The 18,853-nt window shown below is 44.7% G+C and carries 18 protein-coding genes; 15 read left to right on the top strand and 3 right to left on the bottom strand.

Going from position 1 to position 18,853, the window contains the following annotated elements; all coding sequences use genetic code 11:
• Nucleotides 1-41 precede the first annotated feature (41 nt).
• Nucleotides 42-431, top strand: a complete 390-nt coding sequence (locus DUK53_RS05860) for an ester cyclase (RefSeq protein WP_036132640.1) — start codon at nucleotides 42-44, stop codon at nucleotides 429-431.
• 181 nt (nucleotides 432-612) lie between these two features.
• On the opposite strand, the gene DUK53_RS17915 is transcribed toward DUK53_RS05860, so the two are convergent.
• Together DUK53_RS17915 and DUK53_RS05855 are read right to left on the bottom strand one after the other, a co-directional pair.
• Nucleotides 613-723, bottom strand: a complete 111-nt coding sequence (locus DUK53_RS17915) for a putative holin-like toxin (RefSeq protein WP_221640900.1) — start codon at nucleotides 721-723, stop codon at nucleotides 613-615.
• 199 nt (nucleotides 724-922) lie between these two features.
• Nucleotides 923-1,642, bottom strand: a complete 720-nt coding sequence (locus tag DUK53_RS05855) for a YebC/PmpR family DNA-binding transcriptional regulator (protein ID WP_036132641.1) — start codon at nucleotides 1,640-1,642, stop codon at nucleotides 923-925.
• 479 nt (nucleotides 1,643-2,121) lie between these two features.
• Here DUK53_RS05855 and DUK53_RS05850 point away from each other — a divergent pair, with 479 nt between their 5' ends.
• The 12 genes from DUK53_RS05850 to DUK53_RS05795 all read left to right on the top strand — a co-directional run bounded on the left by DUK53_RS05850 (nucleotide 2,122) and on the right by DUK53_RS05795 (nucleotide 17,275).
• On the top strand, nucleotides 2,122-6,897 hold the full coding sequence (locus DUK53_RS05850) for a SpaA isopeptide-forming pilin-related protein (RefSeq protein ID WP_052164988.1): 4,776 nt from the start codon (nucleotides 2,122-2,124) through the stop codon (nucleotides 6,895-6,897).
• A gap of 137 nt (nucleotides 6,898-7,034) precedes the next feature.
• Nucleotides 7,035-7,355 (top strand): hypothetical protein, encoded by a 321-nt coding sequence (locus DUK53_RS05845; RefSeq protein ID WP_036092184.1) that lies wholly within the window; start codon nucleotides 7,035-7,037, stop codon nucleotides 7,353-7,355.
• Nucleotides 7,352-7,675 (top strand): type II toxin-antitoxin system RelE family toxin, encoded by a 324-nt coding sequence (locus tag DUK53_RS05840; RefSeq protein ID WP_052164989.1) that lies wholly within the window; start codon nucleotides 7,352-7,354, stop codon nucleotides 7,673-7,675. Before DUK53_RS05845 ends, DUK53_RS05840 begins: the two co-directional genes overlap by 4 nt.
• 43 nt (nucleotides 7,676-7,718) lie before the next feature.
• Nucleotides 7,719-8,057 (top strand): zinc ribbon domain-containing protein YjdM, encoded by a 339-nt coding sequence (locus tag DUK53_RS05835; protein WP_036078022.1) that lies wholly within the window; start codon nucleotides 7,719-7,721, stop codon nucleotides 8,055-8,057.
• A 19-nt stretch (nucleotides 8,058-8,076) separates the two neighbouring features.
• A complete protein-coding gene (locus tag DUK53_RS05830; protein ID WP_036092185.1) occupies nucleotides 8,077-8,265 on the top strand; it encodes a hypothetical protein in 189 nt (62 codons plus the stop codon).
• 140 nt (nucleotides 8,266-8,405) lie between these two features.
• The gene (locus DUK53_RS05825; protein ID WP_036092188.1) at nucleotides 8,406-9,395 is read left to right on the top strand and encodes a LacI family DNA-binding transcriptional regulator; all 990 of its coding nucleotides are present in this window, start codon (nucleotides 8,406-8,408) and stop codon (nucleotides 9,393-9,395) included.
• A gap of 185 nt (nucleotides 9,396-9,580) precedes the next feature.
• Nucleotides 9,581-10,861: an ABC transporter substrate-binding protein gene (locus DUK53_RS05820; RefSeq protein WP_036092191.1), complete on the top strand. Its 1,281-nt coding sequence runs from the start codon at nucleotides 9,581-9,583 to the stop codon at nucleotides 10,859-10,861.
• Nucleotides 10,862-10,951: 90 nt separating this feature from the next.
• A complete protein-coding gene (locus DUK53_RS05815; RefSeq protein WP_036078035.1) occupies nucleotides 10,952-11,809 on the top strand; it encodes a carbohydrate ABC transporter permease in 858 nt (285 codons plus the stop codon).
• Nucleotides 11,806-12,630, top strand: coding sequence for a carbohydrate ABC transporter permease (locus tag DUK53_RS05810; protein WP_052164990.1), 825 nt, complete (start codon nucleotides 11,806-11,808; stop codon nucleotides 12,628-12,630). The genes DUK53_RS05815 and DUK53_RS05810 overlap by 4 nt, the downstream gene beginning before the upstream one ends.
• Nucleotides 12,631-12,648: 18 nt before the next feature.
• Entirely contained in the window at nucleotides 12,649-14,637 is a 1,989-nt protein-coding gene (locus tag DUK53_RS05805; RefSeq protein WP_201740716.1) for a beta-galactosidase, read from the top strand.
• Nucleotides 14,638-14,652: 15 nt separating this feature from the next.
• Nucleotides 14,653-16,842, top strand: a complete 2,190-nt coding sequence (locus DUK53_RS05800; protein ID WP_036132643.1) for an alpha-galactosidase — start codon at nucleotides 14,653-14,655, stop codon at nucleotides 16,840-16,842.
• A gap of 76 nt (nucleotides 16,843-16,918) precedes the next feature.
• A complete protein-coding gene (locus DUK53_RS05795) occupies nucleotides 16,919-17,275 on the top strand; it encodes a DUF805 domain-containing protein (protein ID WP_036092195.1) in 357 nt (118 codons plus the stop codon).
• Between the two features lie 50 nt (nucleotides 17,276-17,325).
• Here DUK53_RS05795 and DUK53_RS05790 read toward each other — a convergent pair whose 3' ends face one another.
• Nucleotides 17,326-17,691, bottom strand: coding sequence for a MerR family transcriptional regulator (locus DUK53_RS05790; protein WP_036132645.1), 366 nt, complete (start codon nucleotides 17,689-17,691; stop codon nucleotides 17,326-17,328).
• Between the two features lie 96 nt (nucleotides 17,692-17,787).
• Here DUK53_RS05790 and DUK53_RS05785 point away from each other — a divergent pair, with 96 nt between their 5' ends.
• Both DUK53_RS05785 and DUK53_RS17995 read left to right on the top strand, forming a co-directional pair.
• A complete protein-coding gene (locus tag DUK53_RS05785) occupies nucleotides 17,788-18,555 on the top strand; it encodes an SDR family NAD(P)-dependent oxidoreductase (RefSeq protein ID WP_036132647.1) in 768 nt (255 codons plus the stop codon).
• 63 nt (nucleotides 18,556-18,618) lie between these two features.
• On the top strand, nucleotides 18,619-18,849 hold the full coding sequence (locus DUK53_RS17995) for a type II toxin-antitoxin system HicA family toxin (protein WP_368656503.1): 231 nt from the start codon (nucleotides 18,619-18,621) through the stop codon (nucleotides 18,847-18,849).
• The last annotated feature ends 4 nt before the right edge of the window (nucleotides 18,850-18,853 follow it).

Raw genomic sequence — 18,853 nt, 5'->3', positions numbered from 1 at the left:
CTATAATCGGTAGAAAATCCAATCTGTGAAGGAGTTTTACGATGCCGAAAAGTGGAAAAGAGATTGTAAGCGAATTTTTCAAGATTGTGCGGTCTGGGAAAGAAATAGAACGTGCGTCGGAGTTCATGGCAGAGACGGTTGTTGCGCATCAAGTCCAAGCTGAAAATGAATATAGTGTCACGCGCTCACCGCAAGATTACGCGGATCATGTTCAGGAAATGCTGGATGAGTATGGCGACTTTTCGCTCGAGGTTCAGGAGATTCTTGCTGATGGGGCGAAGGTGTATGTGAGATGGCGGCAAATTGGAGAGAATGAAAATGGGGAAGAGGTCATCGAGATTGCCAGTGCTGTTTATTTGGTGAGGGATGAGAAAATTGTTGCGTATTGGATTCAAATTGATCGTAAAGGGTTGGAATTGCAAAAGGAATAAAAGCTCAATTTGAATGGAATGTATTTTAGTGTTGCAAAAAGAAGGAGAAGTTGTTATAATGATATTGAAAAGAGAGCTATGCTACCAACACAACTCTCCTAACAAGATCATGTTAAGGATGATCAGCTATTTTTTATTATTGATAAACTATTCAATAGCCTCTCAAAAGCAGATGAGTAGTTTATTTTTTTCGATCATTTTTCATGTAAGTCAACAAGGCAAGGGTGTACATTCCGAAAAGGAGCATTAATTCTATTGCCGTACCAACGTCCACAGTATCACCTCCACTCATATCGAATCGAATGAAGGGACAAACAATCATAGGCATCACCACGCAATCTTGCAAGGATTTAGCCAACTACTCAAAACATTCACTTGTTAAGCTCTATTCTACATTAAATACTAACTAAAAACAACCCCTTTTGAGTTGGTATAGAAATAAATAAACGCGTTGTCTCGAGTAATGGACATCGCGTTTATTTTTATAGAGATTACTCCCCTAAATCCACATTATGATACACTTTCTGCACGTCTTCTAAATCTTCCAGCGCATCCAGCATCTTCTCGAATTTCACTAAATCGTCGCCATCCAATGTTACTTCATTCTGTGCAATCATTTCAATCTCGGCTACTGAAAACTCTTCAATCCCAGTGGCTTTGAGCGCTTCTTGCACGCTGTGGAAATCTTCTGGTTCTGCGTAAACGATCGCTTGACCATCTTCATCTACCACGTCGCGAACATCGATATCGGCTTCCATTAATGATTCCAACAACTCATCGGCATCTTTATCGGGAATTCCGAAAATCGCGGTGTTGTCGAACATGTATGCCACAGAACCACTCACGCCCATGTTTCCGCCATTTTTGCTGTAAGCGGCACGGACGTCTGATGCTGTGCGGTTTACGTTGTTTGTTAAGGCATCTACAATAACCATCGAGCCGTTTGGGCCGAAGCCTTCGTAACGTAGCTCGGAATAGTTTTCATCGCCGGTTCCTTTTGCTTTTTCGATGGCGCGGTCGATGATGTGTTTTGGTACGTTGTATGTTTTGGCGCGTTCAATAACGAAGCGCAGTTTTTGGTTGGAATGGGGATCTGGATCGCCTTGTTTGGCGGCTACGTAGATTTCAACCCCGAATTTTGCGTAAATACGACTGTTATTTGCGTCTTTTGATGCTTTCTTTTCTTTAATATTTGCCCATTTGCGGCCCATATTACCACTCTCTTTCTGATTAGGAGTTTCGCTTACTCTGTTTCATTATAAATGTATTAGCGCGATTTGTTAAGTGGGGACGTGGAATTAATTCCTTTTTGTTAATTTAAGGATTGAAAAAATTGGATGTAAGCGTTGATATGAGGGCGTTCAGGTTCATTGTGGATATTGTAAGTCCATATACCCAAATTTGAAAAAGGAGATTTGGGATGTAATCGTGTACAATGTGGAAATGAAAATGAGGAATGGCGTTTTGACGCGGTTTGCTCTTGATTCTGTCGCTTTATCGGATTGACGTGTAAAAAACATTACAATACTCACATTTTTGGCTATACCACTAGTTTTTGAGGGTTTTTAAGTGTAGACTTACGGTATTAAGAAGGACGAATGCTTTCTTTATTCATGCGGTTTTTTTAAGTACATAGCAAGTTGCTTGGTCATGTGTAAGTGGGGATTGGTTCGTTGGAAGGGGTATTAGGATGAAAAGGATTTTTAGTCTTTTCGCCGCTCTTCTCTTGGTACTACAAATGATTTTACCGCAAGTGGTTATGGCACAGGCAACGAATGATAAAAAAGAGGGAAATGGCGTTACGTTGACGGATGTGGTTGTGAAAGAGGGAACAAATGATTATACGATTGCTGGTGAGGCGAAAAATGATACGGAGGACGTGATTCCAGCTCGCATTACTGTTTCGGATAATGTAGCGTTATCTGTGGCTTTGGATGGTATTATTTTGGATGCGGATCAGCAAGAGATTGGGAAATATGAGTTGGATGGGAATGTGATTACATTTTCGATTCCGGCTAAAATGAGTACAGTTTTCAATTTTCAAATCAAAGGTGTGTATGATGGGAAAGCGGGTAAGGCAACGTTTTCGGATGGTGTGCATGTGATTTCGAAGGATGTTGGGAAGGCGGATGTTGTGCCGAAGCAGGAGCCTGTTGTTACCCCAGATGTTGTGAAGACGCCGGTTTTGAAGGATGGACCGCGGGATTTGAAGGATTTATTTGCGTCGCTTGGCTATGAGGATAAGGAGCAGACGATTTTAACGGATATGCGTGTGACGTATACGAATAAGGACGGCGAGGTTGTTACAGAGCCAACCGTGGATGATAAAATTCATTTTGCGTTTGATTGGAGTATTCCGGATGATGTTGGGGCGCTGGTCAATGCGGGTGATTATTATACGTTTAAGTTGCCTGATAATGTGATGGTTAACCAAAATATGACGATCGATTTGGGCGAGTACGGAAAGGCTGTTGTGAACAAGGATGGCACGGTGACGATTACGTTTACGGATGCGGTCAAAGGTAGCTCGGATGTGCATGGAACGCTGCATTTTGAGGCTGGTTTTGATGAGCATGCGATTGATGGGCCTGGTGATACGACGATAAAAGTGCCGGGTGAGGAGAATTTGCCGAGTACGGAAGTGATAATTAAGCCTGAAGTGGGCGCTACGATTGATAAGAACGGGCATTTTGATAAGGCGAAGAATCCGGATCGGGTGATTTGGAATGTGGATATTAATAAGGGCTTGGACACGATTGAGAATGCGCGCGTGACGGAGGCTTTTCCGGATGGCTTGACGTTTGACTCGGTGAAGGTTTATACGGTGGATGTTGATTTGCGTGGGAACGTGATTCCGGGCAGTGAAAAATTGGTGACGACGGGCTATACGCTGGATGCGGACGGGAACGTGACGTTTACGAATCCGATTGATGGCGCGTACCGACTTGTTTATGATACGTCGATTCAGGATGATAAAAAGCCGCTGGATGGTGGTACGATTAAGTTTGAGAACCGTGCGACGTTGAGTGGTGACGGGGTTGATGATGTGACGGCTTCGGCAACGGTTGACGCGAGTTACGGGAAAGTTTTGGCGAAATCATCGACGAATTATGATCCGGATAAGCAAGTTTTTGAATGGACGATTAAGTATAATTATGGCGAGAAGCATATTGATAAGGACGATGCGGTGCTGATGGATACGTTCGGATCGGACAAAATGGTGTTGCTGACGAATTCGGTGAGATTGTATAATGTGACGTTTGATCAGAATGGGAAAGAGGTTCAGGGCGCGCCACTTGTTGCGGGAACGGATTACGAGTTGTTGGAGACGGAGAGGGGCTTCGAGATTCGTTTTTTGCATGATGTGGACGGGGCTGTGAAAATCAAGTATAAGACGGGAATCGATGGTATTATTACGGATGATATAGATGTGTCAAATAGTGTGGATGTGAGCACAGGGCAACACGGTGGCTCGACGGGGACGATGTATCAGCAGAATTTGGTGAAGAAACTGGGTGCTGTGGATTATGATAATAAGACGGTTTCTTGGGATATCGATGTGAATAAAAACCATTATGTGATGAAAAATTGGAAAATGACGGACACGTTGAGCGATGGTTTGACGTTGATTCCAGATTCGATGGTTGTTTATGATGTGGATGCGAAACGGGAGCTGGTTGCGGGCATGGATTATGCGCTTGTTTATGATGGGGTGGCGAACGTGTTCACGATTGAATTTTTGAATGGGTATAAGACGGAGACGAACCACGCGTTCAAGATTTCGTACAGCACGACATTTGATATGCGCAATGTGAACAGCAAGGATTCGGATAAGCGTTTCAAAAATAATGCGTCTTCTACTTGGCAGGATGAGAATGGTAATCCGCATAGTAGCAAGGATGACGCGACGTTTGATCCGAATCAGCCTGCGAAATATAACGGTTTTAAAAATGGTTCGTATAATGCCAGAACGCGTCTGATTACGTGGGAAATTGGCATTAATTATGATGGGGCAGATTTGGATAATGCGCAGATTGTCGATCCGATTTTAGGGAATCAGAAGTTTGTGAAAGGCTCTGTGAAAATTTATACGTATACGGTGAATCCGGATGGTTCTGTCAAAAAAGGGAAGGAGATTAGCGATTACTCCGATTTTGTGATTAATGAGCCTTCGAAGCGCAATAAAAATACGCTGACGGTGAACTTCCCGCACGGAAAATCCGCGATGTATTTGGTGACATTTGATACGAGTGTGGAGGGTGAACTGGTTTCTACGAATTACAAAAACGATGCGGTTTTCAAAAATAATAATTATCCAGATCATACGCTGAGTGCGGACGTTTCGGTGACACATGGTGGCAAATTGGCGATGAAATCTGGGAAACAAGATGAGGATGGCTTTGTGAACTGGGAAATCATGGTGAATCCTAGTTTGTCGCAACTCGATGATGTTGTTGTGACGGATCGCCCATCTACGAACCAATCGATTGATCTGGATTCGGTTGCGATTTATCATACGGTTGTGAACGAAGATGGCTCGCTTGAGACGAATCAACGGATGCCGCTTCTAGAAGGCCTGGATTATACGTTGGAGCTGACGACGGATAACGCGACGGGGCAACAAGAGTTGAAAGTCATTTTTGCGCATCAATTGAACGAGGCATACGTGATTCAATACCGCACGATGGTTCTGATGACGGGCGCCAAAGATACCGTTTCAAACGATGTCAAAATCACCGGGAACCACGAGGAGCAGGTCACAGGTGGCGATGATACGACGGTGGATGTGATTGTCTCAGAAGGCGGCGGTACAGCGGTTGGCACGAAAGGCAGCATCTCTTTTGAAAAGGTGAGCGATGATAATAGGCCACTTCAAAACGCGAAATTTGAGCTGCGGGATAAGAATGATCAGCTGGTTATTCGCACAGGAACAGTCGATAAAAACGGCAAACTCACATTCGGCAATTTGCCATATGGAACGTATATTTTGAAAGAAGTTGAAGCACCAGATGGATACAGCGTTTCTGAGGAACTTGCTAACGGGAAAAAAGTGACTATTTCTAAAGAGAGTAGTCGCGCAAATAACTTCGAAAAACTCGTAAACAGTCCTAATAAAGTGACGCTTACCAAGCAAAATGAGCAACAGGAAGCTTTAGCGGGAGCCATTTTTAAATTGCAGTGGCGCGTTGGGGATGACTGGGCCGATATTCGTCCAGATGAGACATATACAAGTGATGCTAGCGGAAAGTTGGAGGTTAGTGGGCTTATTCCAGCGCATTACCGATTCGTCGAAATAGCGGCGCCAAATGGGTATATTATCAACACGGATCCGATTCCTTTTACGGTTGAAAAAGAGGCAACGGGCGTGATTCCAGATGTCACAGTCGGAGCATTTATTAACTATCAAGGAAGCGCGCAGCTGGTGAAAAAAGGCGATGACGGGAATCTGTTATCTGGAGCGGTATTTAAAGTGGTAGACGCGTCGGGCGAAACGGTGCAAGATCGCCTTGTGACGGACGATACAGGGCGAATCGAGGCAACCAATTTAGCGCCAGGTGATTATCAGTTTATCGAAATCGAGGCGCCATCAGGATATATTTTAGACACGACGCCAATTGGATTCACGGTAGAAAATAGCGCGCAAGGCAAGCCCGAAAAAGTCGAGGCAGGCGAAATGGTTAACTATCAAGGCTCGGCCGTATTGCACAAGCAAGATGCAGCAGGAAATGCTTTGGAAGGAGCGGTTTTCAAACTCGTTGATGGAGCTGGAAATGCGCTACAAGAAGTGACGTCAGATAAAGATGGTACGGTTAGCGTGGGGAATCTCGAACCTGGCGCGTACCAATTACTAGAGATTGAAGCACCGCGCGGGTATCTTTTAAACGGGCAAGCGATCAAGTTTACGATTGAAGCCAGCAGTGTTGGGAAACCGCAAGAGCTGGACTTGGGCGTATTTGTGAACTATCAAGGTTCGGTGACGCTAACCAAAACGGATACAGACAAGCGACCGCTCGCCGATGCACAGTTCGATTTAATGAATCAAGACGAGGAGCTAGTTTTGAGCGGCTTAACATCTAATCGTGACGGCAAAATAGAAGTGCCTCATTTAGCGCCAGGGGATTACTATTTCGTGGAAACAAAAGCGCCGACAGGATACGAATTAGACAACAAGCAGATTCCTTTTACGATTTCTAACACTGCGAACGGCAAACCAGAAACGATAGAAATCAGCTTTGAAAATCATAAAACCCCTGCGGAAATCACACCACCAGACAAGAAAAAACCAACGATAGAAGAGAAAATAACAGGCAAGAAAACAGAGTTGCCGAGTGAAAAAGTGGTACCAGACAGGATAACCGCCACTTCTAAACTCCCTGCAACTGGTGATACAGGGGCAGAATCAGGCTGGCTAGTCGTTATTGGTTTAACGATGATTGCGGGTGTCGTACGATTTGGCCGGAGATAACATATACGAAGTCGCGTAGCTAACAACTATGCGGCTTTTTTATTTTTCGAGTCAATTTAATCATTAATTTTAAAATTGATTTATACTATGATTTTAAAGTTAATCGTGTTATACTCTAATAGAGGAGCGTGATTCAAATGATGTTTGTAGAACCGTCATTGAAACCAAGCCAGCTTGTGAGTACAAGCGAAGTAAACAAAGAATTTAGCAAAATTAAGAAGCAAGCGCGGAGTAATCCAATTTTTGTATCGAATAAGAATCAAATTGACACGGTGATTTTAAGTTATGATGATTATCTAGCAATGTACAACTTAGCACTGGAGGCACAAGAAATGGAATACTATAAACAGGCAGGAGTAGAGCTACAGACAATCCGAAATGGGACGAGTGCGACGGTAGCACTAGATTTATCTGGAATCACAGACGATGGAACGCCGGATGCGGAGCTTTTTGAATGAGTTACGACATCGAATTAACCAACTTGGCGGCGAAACAGCTTAAGAAAATGGATGGCTCGGTGAAACAAATGCTTTTAAAAGGTATCAAAAGATTGGCTGAACGCGGCGATACGATTGGCAAACCGCTAGGTGGAGAACTTGCAGGATGCCGGGAGTTGAAATTTCGCGCGGATGGCTTGCGTCTCATATACACGATTGATAACGGCAAGATTGTGATTACAATTTTAACGATGGCGAAGCGGGAAGACGATGTTGTTTTTCAGATGGCATTGAACGAGTTAAAGAAAGAAATCGCCGCGGCATGGAGTTCCTCGCGATAATGTACTATAATAGAAGTATTAAATCGAATGGAGGAACGAAAATATGGCTGATTTGCCAAAATGCCCAGAATGTAATTCAGAATACACGTACGAAGATAGAGGTCTATTTATTTGTCCAGAATGTGGTCACGAATGGTCTGCTGACGCGGCCGAAGCAAGTGATGACGTGAAGGTTGTCCGCGATTCTAATGGTAATGTTTTAACAGATGGCGATTCTATCACGGTGATTAAGGACTTGAAAGTAAAAGGAAGTTCATCCGTGGTCAAAATCGGAACCAAAGTAAAAAACATTCGCTTAGTAGACGGCGATCACGATATCGACTGCAAAATTGATGGTTTTGGTCCGATGAAACTGAAATCGGAGTTTGTTAAGAAACTTTGATTTACGAAGGGAATAGAAAATGAGATATATTAAATCACAGATGAAGCAGTTAGTGCGAGAAGATGTGAGATTGCAACAGAAGCTGAAACAGTTGATGGAGGACCATGATTTGGAGAAGGGTTATGCGTTGAAGGCGCTGTATCATGCGGAAGTTGCGGATAGTGGAAAGTACATGGAAGCGTATCGTGAACTTGATGATCTAAAATAAGTATGTTAACCCGATTCTACTGCAGAGTCGGGTTTTTAGTAAAATAAATAAAAAAAGTTGAGTATTTTACTGTTTTGTCTGGCGATTTTTTTACTTTAGCTCTATAATAAGGCTATTAAATACTTTTAAAAGGTGATAAAATGGCGACGATGACAGATATTGCGAAATTGGCGGGGGTTTCGATTGCAACGGTTTCTCGGGTGTTGAATTATGATGAGACGCTTTCGGCTTCAGAGGAAACGCGACGTAAAATTTTTGAAATTGCAGAGAGTTTGGATTATACGAAACATAAGCAGAAATCGACGAAAAAGGTTGGCAAAATTGCGATTGTGCAGTGGAATACGGAAGAGGAAGAGTTGAATGATATTTATTATATGTCGATTCGGATTGGAGCGGAGAATCGGGCGCGGGATCACGGGATTGAGATTTCGACGTTGTATGAACTAGGGAAGATTTCATCGGCGACTATTGATGGGATTTTGGCCATCGGTAAATTCACGTGGCAGCAAGTGGAGCAGTTGCAGGCGATTCATAGCAATATTTGTTTTGTGGATACGGATTATCGGCTGAATAAATATGATTCGGTTGTGATTGATTTTCGGCAATCGACGCGTGATGTGATCGATTACTTTATCCAAGGTGGGCATACGAATATCGGTTTTATAGGGGCTGAGGAGCGCAGTGAAATAGATGGAAATATGAATGATCCGCGTTCTGTGGCTTATGTGGCGTACATGAAGGAACACGGATTGTATGAGAAGCAGAACATGTTTGTGGTTGGCGGGCGTTTTGATGTGCCATCGGGTTACGAACAGATGAAGCAAGCGATTCAGCAACTGGGAGAAGATTTACCGACTGCTTTTTTTGTGGCGAATGATCCGATGGCGATTGGTTGTCTTCGGGCACTTGCGGAACACAATATTTCAGTTCCAGAGCGCGTAAGTATTGTTGGATTCAATGATATTAGCGTTTCTCAATATGTTTCCCCGGCACTCAGCACGATTCGTGTCTACACCGAGTTCATGGGTGAGGAAGGCATGGACATGTTGTACGAGCGCATGAACGGACGAAAAATTGCGAAGCGTACGATTTTAGAAACGGACTTAATTATTAGAGAAAGTTCCAAATAACGCTATAAAATTCCGATGAGGTCAGGTATTCCGCTGATTTTATCGGCTTTTTTGTCGTTTTTAGTAAACAAAAGGTAAAAATCATTGACTTTTAACTAAAAACTTGATATTCTGTTGGAGAAGTACATTAAAGCTTTTCACAAACTAACGAAATGTTAGCGATTACAAAAATGGAGGGGTAAGGAATGAAGAAACGTTTTACGATTTTGTTGATGGTCAGTATGGTAGCCATGCTTGCTTTAGCAGCTTGTGGAAGTGGTTCCAAGGATAGCGTGAATGAGAACAAGAAAGAATTGACGGCTTGGGCTTGGAATGTGAATGTCAAAGCATTAGAGGAAGCTGCGAAGGAATATGAGAAGGATAATAAGGGATTCAAGTTAAAAGTTGTCGAAATGAGTAATACGGATGCATACCAAAAAATCACGACGGGCCTTCAAGCTGGGGGAAAGGGCTTGCCAGATATTCTGCTAATTGAAGATGACCAAGTGCAAGGTTACTTAGAAAATTTCCCGAAAGCGTTTGTTAATTTGTCTGATAAGGGATTTGACGATGAGAAAAGTAAGTTCCCAGACTATAAAATTAGTCTTTTAAGTAAAAAAGATAAAATTTATGGATTCCCGTTTGACGCTGGTCCTGCAGGCGTTTTCTATCGTACGGATATTTTCAAAGAGGCTGGTGTAGACCCTAAAGCGATTCAAACGTGGGATGATTACATTGCAGCAGGTAAAACTATTAAGCAAAAAACAGGTAAAGATATGATTGGTATGGATTATAACAATGATGATGGTCAATATCGTATTATGTTGAATACGCTTGGCACGTTCTATTTTGATGACAAAGGGGACATCGCGTTTACGTTGGATGAGTCTGTGAAAGCGATGAGCACGATTCAAAAAATCAAGGATGCTGGCATTTCGAAAAATACGTCTGGCTGGGATCCGTGGGTGAGCGCGCTTGCAAATGGGGAAGTCGTGACGGCACCAACTGGGGCTTGGTTCTCGGGTTCGCTGATTCAACAAGCGCCTGACTTAGCTGGGAAATGGAGCGTTTTCCCGATTCCATCCGTTGAAAAAGGTGGTAGTCATGCGGCGAACAATGGTGGTAGTAATTTCATGATTCCGACCGCGAGCGAAAAATCGGATGAAGCTTATAAGTTCTTGAAATATTTCAGTACTTCCAATGATGTGCAGGAGTTGGCGATGAGCGAAGGCGGACTGTTCCCATCGCTTAACACTGTATATCAAACAGATACATTCAAAAATGCAGGGGATTACTTCACGCAAGATAACATTTGGCAGTTGTTTGCGGCTGAAATGGACGAGATTAAACCAGCGAATTATACTGGGAATTTCTCCATCGCAAAAGATGAGGCAGTGAAGGCGCAGTCGAAAGCACTTGAGGGCGGCGATGTGAAAGATGCATTGGAAGCGGCTAAGAAAAGTCTAGCCAACCGAATCCAACAGTAAATTCGATGCGGCGGAAGGCCTGGGTATTGTTATAAAGAAAAGGCAGGGGAGGAGATTTCTTCTTCCTTGCCTGATAGGAGAATGGACATTATGAGTAGAAGTAAGGCGTTTCCGTATATTTTTATTTTGCCATCGGTATTATTATTTGTTGTTTTTATTTTATATCCGATTATTTCGTCGTTTGTGCTTAGCTTTCAGACAAGTGATGGTGGGGAATTGTCGTTTGCGGGATTGGCGAATTATGAACGGTTGTTGCATGACGAGATCTTTTGGAAAGCTTTGAAAAATACGTTTATTATTTTCATTTTCCAAGTGCCGATTATGTTATTTTTGGGGCTTGTTTTGGCGACAGTGCTGAACAATAAGTTGCTGAAATGGAAAGGGTTTTTCCGAGTTGGGTTTTATTTGCCTGCGGTGACGTCGTTGGTAGCGTATTCTTTGCTATTTTCGATTATGTTGCAAGATTCGGGATTGATTAATAATTTGTTGTCGTACATAGGGATTGGACCGATTCCTTGGCTGTCTTCGGCGAGTTGGTCGAAGGTTTCGATTATTTTAGCGATGATTTGGCGTTGGACGGGGTACAATATGGTTATTTATTTGGCGGCGTTGCAAAATATTCCAGAGGACACGTATGAGGCGGCGGATATGGATGGCGCTGGGAAAATACGTCAGTTCTTCAGTATTACGATTCCGCAGTTGAAACCGGTGATTCTGTTTACGGCGATTCTGTCGACGATTGGGACGCTGCAACTGTTTGACGAGCCTTTCAACTTAACCAAAGGTGGGCCGGCCGATTCGACGATGACGCTTGGTTTGTATATTTATCAGAACGGATTTAAGTATTTTGACTTTAGTTACGCGTCGGCGGTTGCTTACGTTGTCGTGATTATCGTTGCGGTGCTGTCCTTTATCCAATTCAAATTTACGGGAGCTGAGAAAAAATGAGTGAGAGAATGATGGGAAGAACGATTGGTAGATATGTGTTGCTCTCGATTTTTATGGTCATTTCGATTTTTCCGTTTTATTGGATGTTGATTGGGGCGACTAACCATTCGAGTAAGATGTTTTCGAAGCCGATTACGCTTTTGCCGGGTAAGGAATTTATTACGAACTTGGTGAATTTGAACGATAATATCGGGATTTATCGGGTGTTGTTTAACTCGCTGCTCGTGTCGGGGGCTTATGTGCTTTTGGCGCTCGCGATTAGTACAGCAGCGGCTTACGTGCTCGCAAAATTTCGATTCCGTGGCGCGAATTTGATTTTCTTATTGTTTATGCTTTCGATGATGATTCCGTCGCAGGCAACAGTGATTCCGCTGTTTAAATTGATGTCGAATTTTGAGTTGTTGAACACGTATTTTGCGTTGATTGTGCCGCAACTTTGCTACCCGTTTGCGATCTTTTTAATGCGGCAAAATTTCATGGCGTTTCCGAGTGAATTGTTGGAGTCGGCGCGATTGGACGGGGCGGGGGAATATCGGATTTTCTTCCAAATTGTGTTGCCGTCGATGAAGCCAGCGCTTGCCGCGACGTCGATTTTCTTGTTTATGACGCAGTGGAATAACTTCATGTGGCCGCTCGTTGTGACGACTTCGAGTGAGATGTACACGTTCCCAGTTGCGCTTTCGAGCTTGATGGGCGTGTCGTTTACGGATTATGGACAAGTGATGACGGGGATTACTTTTGCGACGATTCCGATCATTATTTTCTTCTTGATGTTGCAAAAACACTTTATTTCAGGAATGTTGGGCAGTGCGCTCAAGTAATTTTAGGAGGTTATGGGAATGTTGCGTGAACAGCAGAATTTTTATTATGGTGGGGATTACAATCCGGAGCAGTGGGATGAGTCGGTTTGGCTTGAGGATATGCGCTTGATGAAGAAGGCGGGCGTGAATTATGTCAGCGTCAATATTTTTAGTTGGGCGAAGTTGCAGCCGAATGAGGAGACGTATGATTTTACGACGCTGGACAAGATTATGAATATGCTTGCGGAAAATGGCATCGGGGCGGATTTGGCGACGGGGACTGCGGCGCCGCCTGCTTGGATTGCGCGGAAATATCCGGAGTCATTGCCGGTGGATGTTGCCGGGACGCGTTTGTTGCCGGGATCGAGACAGCATTACTGCCCGAATAGCGTGGATTATGCGCGTTTGGCGGGGGCGTTGACGCGAAAAGTGGCGGAGCGGTATCATGACCATCCGGCGCTTGTGATGTGGCATATAAATAATGAGTATGGTTGCCATATTGGCGAGTGTTATTGCGAGAAATGCCAAGCTGATTTTCAGGGCTGGTTGAAGGAGAAGTATGGCACGACCGAGCAGTTGAACGTGAGTTGGTCGACGGATTTTTGGAGTCAGCGGTACTATGAATGGGAGGAAATTTTCTTGCCTGGGAAGACGCCGACGTACGCGAATCCGAATCAGCAGGTGGACTTTAAGCGTTTTATGAGTGATTCGTTGCTGAATTTGTATAAAATGGAGCGGGATATTTTGCGGGAGTTTTCGACGGATATTCCGATTATGACGAATTTGATGGGGCTGCATAAGCCGATTGATGGCTTTAAATGGGCGCCGGAGATGGATTTGGTGTCTTGGGATGCGTATCCGGATCCGCATGATGTGATTCCGTACGCGCAGTTTATGGCGCATGATTTGACGCGGAGTTTGAAGAAAAAGCCGTTTTTATTGATGGAGCAGGCGGCGAGTGCGGTGAATTGGCGGAGTCAGAATGGGGTGAAGACGCCGGGCGTGATGCGGTTGTGGAGTTATGAGTCGATTGCGCATGGTGCGGACGGGATCATGTTTTTCCAATGGCGGGCGTCGCAAGGTGGCGCGGAGAAGTTTCATAGTGGAATGGTGCCGCATTCTGGTGACGAGGAAAGCCGGAATTTTAGAGAGGTTGCAGAGCTTGGGCAGGAGTTGCGGGGGCTAGACGAGCTCGTTGGTTCGGAGTTTGATGCGCAAGTCGCGATTGTGTTTGATTGGGAAAATTGGTGGGCGCTGGAGCTGGACTCGAAACCGTCTGATTTGGTGATGTATATGCGCCAGTTGTTGGCTTACTATAAAGTGCTGCATCGCTTGAATGTGCGCGTTGATTTCGTGCATCCGAGTGAGGATTTGACGGGGTATAAAGTGGTGTTTGCGCCGGCGAGTTATCAGGCTTCGCAGGATTTTGCGGCAAAAGTGACGGAATACGTGAAGGCGGGCGGTCATTTTGTGGCGAACTTCTTTAGTGGTATCGTGGACGAGAATGAGCGTGTGTATTTGGGCGGTTATCCGGGCGCGTATCGCGATGTGCTGGGGATTTATGTGGAGGAATTTGCACCGCTAAAACGTGGAGTGAAACACGGTATTCAGACGCAGTATGGTGATTTTGATATTGTGGTTTGGGAGGAAGTGATTCATTTGCGTGGCGCGGATGCGATTGCATCGTTTAAGGACGGGTATATGAAGGATATGCCGGCCGTGACAGTGAACAAGTTTGGCGCTGGGACGGCGTATTATATCGGGACGCAGCCGGATGCGGGTTACTTGGAGCGGTTGTTGCGAGATTGTTTGGAGGCTGCGGACATTGCGCCTGCTTTTACTGTGCCGGATGGTGTGGAAGTGACGGTGCGCCGCAAAGGGGACGTGACGTATTACTTCTTTTTGAATCATACAGACGAGACGCGAGTTTTCCCGATTGGTGGAACTTTTGTGGAACTGATTGGCGGCGAAACGGTCGCGGATTTTATGACGTTGCCTGCGCGTGATGTGAAAATTTTAAAAGGATAATGGAGGTGCGCGCAAATGGGAATTTTTTATGATGAGGCGCAGCGGGTGTTTCATTTACGCGGAAAAGATGTGAGCTACGTGCTCGGCGTGGTGCGTGAGGGGTATTTGGCGCATTTGTATTATGGGAAAGGGATCCGTGAATTCGCGGGTTCCAATGGTTTGACGTTCATCAAGCGGGATTTCTCGCCGAGCGTGGGCATTGGGGACGAGACGTTTTCGCTGGATTCGTTGCCGCAGGAGTACCCGCAGTATGGCAATACGGATTTTCGGAAACCGGCGTATCAGGTGAAGGGTGCGGACGGGACGACGATTTCGGATTTACGCTATGATTCTCACCGCATTTTTGCTGGAAAAGTGGGGCTGGACGGGTTGCCGGCGACGTATGTGGAGCGCGATGGTGACGCGGATACGCTTGAAATTACGATGGTGGATGCGGTTCTCGGATTGCGCGTTATTTTGCAATATACGGTTTTTGAGGCGGAAAATGTGATTGCGAGGTCTGCGCGATTCGTAAATGAGGGACAAGAAGCTTTGCAAATTTTGAAGGCGGCTAGCGCGAGTGTGGATTTCAAGGATAGTGATTATGATTTGCTGACGTTGCCGGGTGCTTGGGGAAATGAGCGACAAGTGGAGCGTGCGCCGTTGCGCCACGGGATGCAGAGTGTGGATAGTGTGCGTGGTGGAAGTAGCCATCAGCAGAATCCGTTTGTGGCGTTGCTCGGGAAACATGCGACGGAGGACGCGGGCGAGGTTTACGGTTTTAACTTGGTGTACAGCGGGAATTTCGAAGCATCTGTCGAGGTGGATCAGTTTGCGACGACGCGGGTTATTATGGGACTCCATTCGTTTAATTTCGATTGGAAACTGGAATCGGGTGCGGAATTCCAAACGCCAGAAGTGGTGATGGTATACTCGGACACCGGGCTTGGTGGCATGTCGCGCCAGTATCACCGTTTTTATCAGAAGCATTTAGTACGAGGCGTTTACCGCGACCAGACCCGCCCTATTTTAGTAAACAATTGGGAAGCTACTTATTTTAATTTTACCGAAGAAAAGATTTTAGACATCGCAAAAGTCGGCGAGAAGCTCGGAATGGAACTGCTCGTGCTAGATGACGGCTGGTTTGGCAAACGAAATTCCGACAAATCCTCACTTGGAGATTGGTTCGTAAACGCTGAAAAACTACCAAACGGCCTGAAAAATCTCGCGGAAAACGTGAACAATCTTGGAATGAAATTCGGATTATGGTTCGAGCCAGAGATGGTCTCGGTAGACAGTGACCTTTACAGAGAGCATCCGGAGTGGTGTATCCATGTGCCAAACCGAGCGAAATCGGAGAGCCGCAATCAGTTAGTTCTCGATTTTTCACGCGAGGATGTTCGCGCAGAAATTACACGCCGGATGGTCGCGATTTTGGAAGAAGTTCCGGTCAGCTATGTGAAGTGGGACATGAATCGGCATTTGACCGAGGTTGGTTCCGCGCATTTTCCGAGCGATCGGCAACAGGAGATCGCGCACCGTCATATTCTGGGCGTTTACAGCGTCATGGATGCGATCACAACGCGATTCCCCGATATTTTATTCGAAAGCTGCTCTGGCGGCGGCGGGCGTTTCGATCCTGGCATGCTCTACTACATGCCGCAAACGTGGACGAGCGACAATACCGACGCCGTTTCCCGCCTAAAAATTCAATACGGCACGAGTCTCGTTTATCCAATCGTCACGATGGGTTCCCATGTTTCTAGCGCGCCGAATCATCAAGTTGGCCGTTTCACCTCACTAGAAATGCGCGGAAACGTTGCAATGTCAGGAAACCTAGGTTACGAACTCGATTTAACAACACTAACCGATGACGAACAAAAAATAGTAAAGCAACAAATCACGACATACAAAGAAATTCGACAACTCATCCAATTCGGCGATTTTTACCGCTTAAAAAGTCCTTTTGAAGGAAATGAAACCGCATGGATGTTCGTCGATGAGGCTAAGACAGAATGCTATGTATTTTACTTCCAAGTCTTGGCGTCACCGGCGAGACCATTGCAATTCGTGAAATTAGCAGGTCTAAATGTAGCAGCGCAATACCAACTACGCGGAACAGAACAAATTTTTGGCGGCGATGAACTGATGTATGCGGGAATCAAAGTCCCAACAGCACTCATCGGGGACTTCCAAACAGTAAGCTGGCACTTCCAACTAAAATAAGCATTATTTCCCCAAATGCGAGCCCACCTATGGTAAAATAAATGTGTAACAGATTACAAAAAAGGAGGGGCTTAAAATGGGATTTTCAGAAGCATTCAAAGCATTTTGGGGAAATTACATTAATTTTAGCGGGAGAGCAAGCCGTTCAGAGTATTGGTTTGCACAATTGGCACTTTGGATTATTTTCTTCGTACTAGGAATCTTTAGTTATGTTAGTGAATTTATTTATTATTTAGATGGGCTTTTCGCGTTGATTGTTATCCTTCCAATGCTAAGTCTAGCGATTCGTCGCCTGCATGACACAAACAAACGCGGTTGGTTCATCCTACTGGGGCTTATCCCGCTAGTTGGTTGGATTATCATGCTTATCTTCTACTGCACAGCGGGAGACAGAGGTTCGAACCGTTTTGGCGAAGACCCGCTAGCAAAATAATACAAAAAAAGTTTGAAATTCTGCGTCAAAAACAGAATCTCAAACTTTTTTTATTTCACCGAAGTCGCAATCAATTTTTCATAATTCTCAATCTTATATTGCAGTTCGCTCTCTACACTCGCCAAATTTTGCAACTGCTCTCGAATAAAGGCTTGGTGGTTCCGCAAAAGCTCAACTCGTTGTGGTGCCGTGTGTTCGCCTGCTAAAAATAGCTCTGTATACTCTCTGATCTGAGCAACTGGCATTTGCGTAGCTTTTAGCCGAATCACGAACCTTAGCCAAGCGATATGCTGCTCGTCAAATTCCCGCTCGCCATTCGCATTTCTATGAGGCGCGATGATTTTCTCTTTTTCATAATATCGCAATGTATACGTGCTCAAACCAACCAATTTTGCCGTTTCTCCAATAGAATACATCGAAATCCTCCTAAATACTTGACTTAGAGTTTACTATAAGGTCTATACTTGCGACTATACCATAAATATCCGGCGAAAGCCACTGGAGGAATGAAGATGAAATATACAGTCATTACGGGAGCAAGTTCAGGAATTGGGTACGAAACGGCGCTAGCCTTTGCCGCGAGAGGTAAAAACCTAGTCATCGTTGCTCGCCGCGAAACAGAACTGGCGCAACTAAAAGCAGAAATTGCGAAAACCCAAGCAGATGTGGATGTACAGATCAAAATAGCCGATTTGACAGTAGCAGAAAATGTTTACGGCTTGTATGAAGATTTAAAAGATTTAGAGCTGGAAACGTGGATAAATAATGCCGGATTCGGTAATTTTGATACAGTAGGCGAACAGAAATTATCCAAAATTGAATCGATGCTACATTTAAATATCGAAGCCTTGACGATTCTTTCGTCGCTTTTCGTCCGAGATTACGCTGATGTAGCCGGCACACAGCTGATCAATATATCCTCAGGTGGCGGTTACAGAATCGTTCCCAACGCCGTCACATACTGCGCGACCAAATTTTACGTTAGCGCCTTTACGGAAGGTTTGTCACACGAACTAAAAGCCAACAACGCAAAAATGCAAGCCAAAGTGCTAGCCCCAGCAGCAACAGAAACCGAATTTGCCAAACGCGCGCGTGACGAAGAAACCTTTGAGTATAAAGGCGCGGTGGCGAAATACCACACAGGCAAAGAGATGGCAGGCTTTCTATTAGACCTCTACGACAGCGAAAAAGTACTTGGTATCGTGGAAACGGATAATTATACGTTCCAACTGAAAGATCCGCAATTCAATTATGCAACCAGAGCCCAAACTTCTAAATAATCGAAAAAAAACAGGTCGTTCCTAGCGATCTGTTTTTATCTGTACATACGTGTTAGCATATAGATGCAGAGAAAAGGAGGTATGAGTATGCCGATAACTCCTAAGAAAATGGCAAGGATATTGAAAAAGAATGGGTTCAAGCACATCAGGACGCAAGGCTTGCACATGTTTTTCAAAAATCCAGTATCGAACAGGGCGACGACAGTACCATACCACAGCAAGACACTAGGAAAAGGGCTTAGAACAGGCAATTTTAAAACAGGCAGGATTAAAGTAGTAGATATCCAACAATGAGAGG

Origin of the sequence: Listeria sp. SHR_NRA_18 (assembly GCF_003856515.1) — a bacterium.
GTDB lineage: Bacteria > Bacillota > Bacilli > Lactobacillales > Listeriaceae > Listeria_A > Listeria_A newyorkensis.
This window is presented reverse-complemented; position numbering and strand designations above follow the sequence as displayed.

Coding starts and splice junctions, on each gene's coding strand:
- DUK53_RS05860 (WP_036132640.1), top strand. CDS start 42: ATGCCGAAAAGTGGAAAAGAGATTGTAAGCGAATTTTTCAAGATTGTG.
- DUK53_RS17915 (WP_221640900.1), bottom strand. CDS start 723: ATGAGTGGAGGTGATACTGTGGACGTTGGTACGGCAATAGAATTAATG.
- DUK53_RS05855 (WP_036132641.1), bottom strand. CDS start 1,642: ATGGGCCGCAAATGGGCAAATATTAAAGAAAAGAAAGCATCAAAAGAC.
- DUK53_RS05850 (WP_052164988.1), top strand. CDS start 2,122: ATGAAAAGGATTTTTAGTCTTTTCGCCGCTCTTCTCTTGGTACTACAA.
- DUK53_RS05845 (WP_036092184.1), top strand. CDS start 7,035: ATGATGTTTGTAGAACCGTCATTGAAACCAAGCCAGCTTGTGAGTACA.
- DUK53_RS05840 (WP_052164989.1), top strand. CDS start 7,352: ATGAGTTACGACATCGAATTAACCAACTTGGCGGCGAAACAGCTTAAG.
- DUK53_RS05835 (WP_036078022.1), top strand. CDS start 7,719: ATGGCTGATTTGCCAAAATGCCCAGAATGTAATTCAGAATACACGTAC.
- DUK53_RS05830 (WP_036092185.1), top strand. CDS start 8,077: ATGAGATATATTAAATCACAGATGAAGCAGTTAGTGCGAGAAGATGTG.
- DUK53_RS05825 (WP_036092188.1), top strand. CDS start 8,406: ATGGCGACGATGACAGATATTGCGAAATTGGCGGGGGTTTCGATTGCA.
- DUK53_RS05820 (WP_036092191.1), top strand. CDS start 9,581: ATGAAGAAACGTTTTACGATTTTGTTGATGGTCAGTATGGTAGCCATG.
- DUK53_RS05815 (WP_036078035.1), top strand. CDS start 10,952: ATGAGTAGAAGTAAGGCGTTTCCGTATATTTTTATTTTGCCATCGGTA.
- DUK53_RS05810 (WP_052164990.1), top strand. CDS start 11,806: ATGAGTGAGAGAATGATGGGAAGAACGATTGGTAGATATGTGTTGCTC.
- DUK53_RS05805 (WP_201740716.1), top strand. CDS start 12,649: ATGTTGCGTGAACAGCAGAATTTTTATTATGGTGGGGATTACAATCCG.
- DUK53_RS05800 (WP_036132643.1), top strand. CDS start 14,653: ATGGGAATTTTTTATGATGAGGCGCAGCGGGTGTTTCATTTACGCGGA.
- DUK53_RS05795 (WP_036092195.1), top strand. CDS start 16,919: ATGGGATTTTCAGAAGCATTCAAAGCATTTTGGGGAAATTACATTAAT.
- DUK53_RS05790 (WP_036132645.1), bottom strand. CDS start 17,691: ATGTATTCTATTGGAGAAACGGCAAAATTGGTTGGTTTGAGCACGTAT.
- DUK53_RS05785 (WP_036132647.1), top strand. CDS start 17,788: ATGAAATATACAGTCATTACGGGAGCAAGTTCAGGAATTGGGTACGAA.
- DUK53_RS17995 (WP_368656503.1), top strand. CDS start 18,619: ATGCAGAGAAAAGGAGGTATGAGTATGCCGATAACTCCTAAGAAAATG.